Here is a 3,661-nt window from a genome sequence, read left to right as displayed (position 1 = left end):
CACAACCCAGTATGTCAGCAGCATCACGGTAAAACTCACCAGTAAAGCAATACTCCAGATCAATTTTTCGATCGACGATATCTCTTTCTGAATTTTCGCCATCGTAATGGCAACCCGCACGATTCCACGGGGTTCGCCATCCTTTTCATACAAAAGAGCATAGTACAACATCGGCTCACTCAGGGTGGGACTGATGCGTTTGGAATTCCCGAAACCATTGGAAAGCGCCTGAATGACCTCCACACGGTTCTTATGATTCTCCATGTCGCGAACCTGTGCCAAAGACTCCTGATCGGAATCTGCCAGCACAATCCCGTTCATATCAATCAGGGTCAAACGCGTCCCCGTTTCCTCTCCCAGCTGCCTGACTTTTTTCTGGATAGGTTCGGAAATCCCTTCCTGAAATACCCCTTCGAGACTGCTGCGCATGATCACTGCAGAATCATGCAGTCGCTGCTGTACCTGCTCTTCGACCTGGGTCTGCTGCCGACCGGAAACGATCAAGACAAAAACAATCGCAGACGCGATATTCAAACCGGCATAGACCAGGAACAGCTTCCAGAACAGACGCGAAGACCACATCGAAACATCCACCTTGATGACTGACAGAGCCTTAAACGAAATCGCCATCGATCATCTTCTTCCATGATCGTTACTGACAGGCCCTGAAAATGCTGTAAATTACCTGAAGTCAGGCTGAATTGAATTCGCCTATTGTGAACGCGAAGGCATCCGGTCCGCAAGGGCTGCTTCACAGATTCACTAAGAGTTCAACAGATCAGAAGTAAAAAATTAAAGTTTGCCTTGCATGTCTCGTAAATAAATCTTCTCCGACTTGAGAGGTCACACCAGATATGTGAACCAGTCCGCTCAGTCGATCACTTTCATAATCATCTCGAAACACACAGTCCGGCTCCCCCTCGCGAACGGCAGTCCGGTCACCCTCAATCATCAAACGTGACGCCAACTGACCAGCCCTGTGCGCCCCGCAGTCCAGAATTTTCCAGATCGCACCACATTGAACCATCGCAGTCCTCAAACGATGATACATGGCCCTGATGACCAGGAAGACACGACAACCAAACGGAACATTGTCTACTCGTCTCATTTGATCACTCCTGCTGAATAAATTCCCCTTGACGCCGCCGCGCCAACAGCGATAAGCGCTGTTTTGGGTCGCGCGCGTGCCCAGTTTACAGAGCACTGAAACACAAGCCACCTGTTCCTGATCTTCAGTATAAATGAGCCCGTTTTTTCCACATTTGCACTTATCACAACAACACCGGTTCGTAATGTCAGCCTGCGGGTCGCCGCACATCGCAGCCCTTCGCCCCGGCACCGCCACTGCTCACCCCGGCATCGGTCCTTTATCAACCCGTATCGCCACATGATATTATTCATCCCCCTTGACGCCCCCATGACTTTCCCCAAAATAATCCACCATGAATAACCCCACATGCAACGAAACCACAGACCACAGAAAACGAACCCCAGTTCCACAGATCGAACACCAGAATGAACCCAGCAAAAACAACAATATTTCAATGTCCTCTCCCCCGAGTGCGTGCCACGGTCGGCTTGCCCGACAGTGCGCGAACAACCAGCCCCACTCAGAATAACAGGGTGGGCCCGAATAAAATTCGGGCCGAGCGCAGCTAACGCGTTCTGTCCGGAACAGGCTTTCTACACCCACTCGCCATGGCCGGACAAGCCGGCCATGGCACCCGGAAACCTAGTTATTATTTGCAATGTCTCCTACAAATGTCCTATAAAATCAGACGGGCGCGTGCCACAGTTCGGCTTGCCCGACAGTGCTGGTATTAACGTCCCTATACACGTTTCACAAAGCATTATAAAAGAAACTCCCCACTCTCCGCAGATGAAAATCCCGCACCACTGAAAGATCAAAAGCAGGATCAAAAAGGCGTGCTCGATATTTATCATAGATCACCCCAGATGATTAAAAAGGTGTCAGGAACCTTATATTTAAGGTTCCTGACACCTTTTTAATCGCCCACCCCAGATCAGCCTCGTTTTTTCCGGTTCGCAAAAAACCGCGGCTAATTATCGAGAAAGCAGGGGTAGCCTCGAATGCAATCCGAGATTGTCGCAGACATCAGGAAACTGTCAGGGCAATCACACAATCCAGAACAACAAAGCCAACCGGTAGTCGTAGAGTGCGGACCTATGTGTCCGCCCGCCTGGCGAGTATCGACCTGTTTCACGTCACAATGGGAACAGATGAAACATCCCCATCAGAAATATCAACCACGGAAAGCCTGAAACCAGCCATAAGCAAAAATGGGTCAGCTCGAATGCAATCCGGGCCGAGCGCAGCGAGCAGAAAGTCGCAGTAGAACCGTTAAAACTGAAGGATGAAAAGAGTATCGCGTAAAACGTTTACGATTGCCAGCTCCATCACAGACCGGAAAGCATGCCCGGGGAGAGTAAAGGGGGCAGCGTTTTTGCCGACGCCCCTTACCACCTGATTAATGATCGTTCAGCAGACAGCGATGCAGGATGAGTGTGCATAACTGTGATATCAACTCCTCTGGAAAGTCGAACTGACTATCAGCTGGTTGTTCAACTTTCGTCGCCTGGTAGTACGATACTGTCATTTGCTTAAGGATTCGCACAGCTCTCGTGCGTGTTCACTTTGCTTAAGAAGACATGAAACTACTTTTATGCATTCTTTCGCATTCAATCTAATTTATCTATACTCGATAGCAATAATGCAGTAAAAGTTTACCGCACATCGGCGGTCTGATATCTGATATATTATTAGTGGTAGTTGAAAATGGATGAACCCCCAATCATTTACGATCGATTTTCTTGTGATAATTGTATTGACAAAAGCAGTCTTGACTTTGATTTTAGTATGGCTTTTCAGCCCATTGTTAATGTTCAAACAAATCAAATATTTGGATATGAAGCACTGGTAAGAGGAACCGAAAATCAATCGGCCTTTTCCGTAATATCTAAAGTCAACAATGACAATCGTTATCTGTTTGACCAACTTTGTCGGGTTAAAGCGATAGCTCTGGCATCCAAACTAAAACTGGAATCGATACTCAGCATTAACTTCCTTCCAAAAGCTATTTATAAACCAGAGAGATGTATTCGTACTACTTTAGAAGCCGCTAAAACTTATGATTTCCCAACAGAACAAATCATGTTTGAATTTACTGAAGTTGAGAAGATTGAGAATACAGATTTTATTAAAGAAATAGTTGAATATTACAAGTCGATGGGTTTCAAAACCGCAATTGACGATTTTGGCTCAGGCTATTCTGGTTTGGGATTGTTGGCTGATTTTCAGACGAACATAATAAAGTTTGATATGGAACTGATTCGTAAAATCGATCGAGATACATCTCGACAATTAATAATTAAAAATTGTCTAAATTTATTCAATGATCTAAATATCACTCCATTAGCAGAAGGCATCGAGACAAAAGAAGAAATGGCATGGTTGCGAGATTCTGGCGTAGCATTAATGCAAGGCTATCTCTTCGCTAAGCCCGTATTTGAGAAACTACCTCAAGTTAATTTTAATCAAATATCGTAAAGACAATAAGACTAGACAGAGGAATTAAGGGGTCAGGACTGCTCTGTAGAAAAGCTCCCTTTGATTGCTATTTTCGAAATTAATAAGTCATGA

General features: G+C 45.9%; 2 protein-coding genes. One reads left to right on the top strand and one right to left on the bottom strand.

The window, feature by feature from the left end:
* The coding region (locus AACZ40_RS28560; RefSeq protein WP_339677011.1) for a hypothetical protein at nucleotides 1–630 on the bottom strand (630 nt) is incomplete at its 3' end.
* 2,167 nt (nucleotides 631–2,797) lie between these two features.
* Between AACZ40_RS28560 and AACZ40_RS28555 the strand changes: the two genes are divergently transcribed.
* Nucleotides 2,798–3,568: an EAL domain-containing protein gene (locus AACZ40_RS28555; RefSeq protein WP_339677010.1), complete on the top strand. Its 771-nt coding sequence runs from the start codon at nucleotides 2,798–2,800 to the stop codon at nucleotides 3,566–3,568.
* Nucleotides 3,569–3,661 lie beyond the last annotated feature (93 nt).

The organism is uncultured Gimesia sp. (assembly GCF_963972345.1).
Classification (GTDB): Bacteria; Planctomycetota; Planctomycetia; order Planctomycetales; family Planctomycetaceae; genus Gimesia.
This window is presented reverse-complemented; position numbering and strand designations above follow the sequence as displayed.

Bases quoted from the DNA above. Each gene is read 5' to 3' on its own strand.
- AACZ40_RS28555 (WP_339677010.1), top strand. From the start codon at position 2,798: ATGGATGAACCCCCAATCATTTACGATCGATTTTCTTGTGATAATTGT.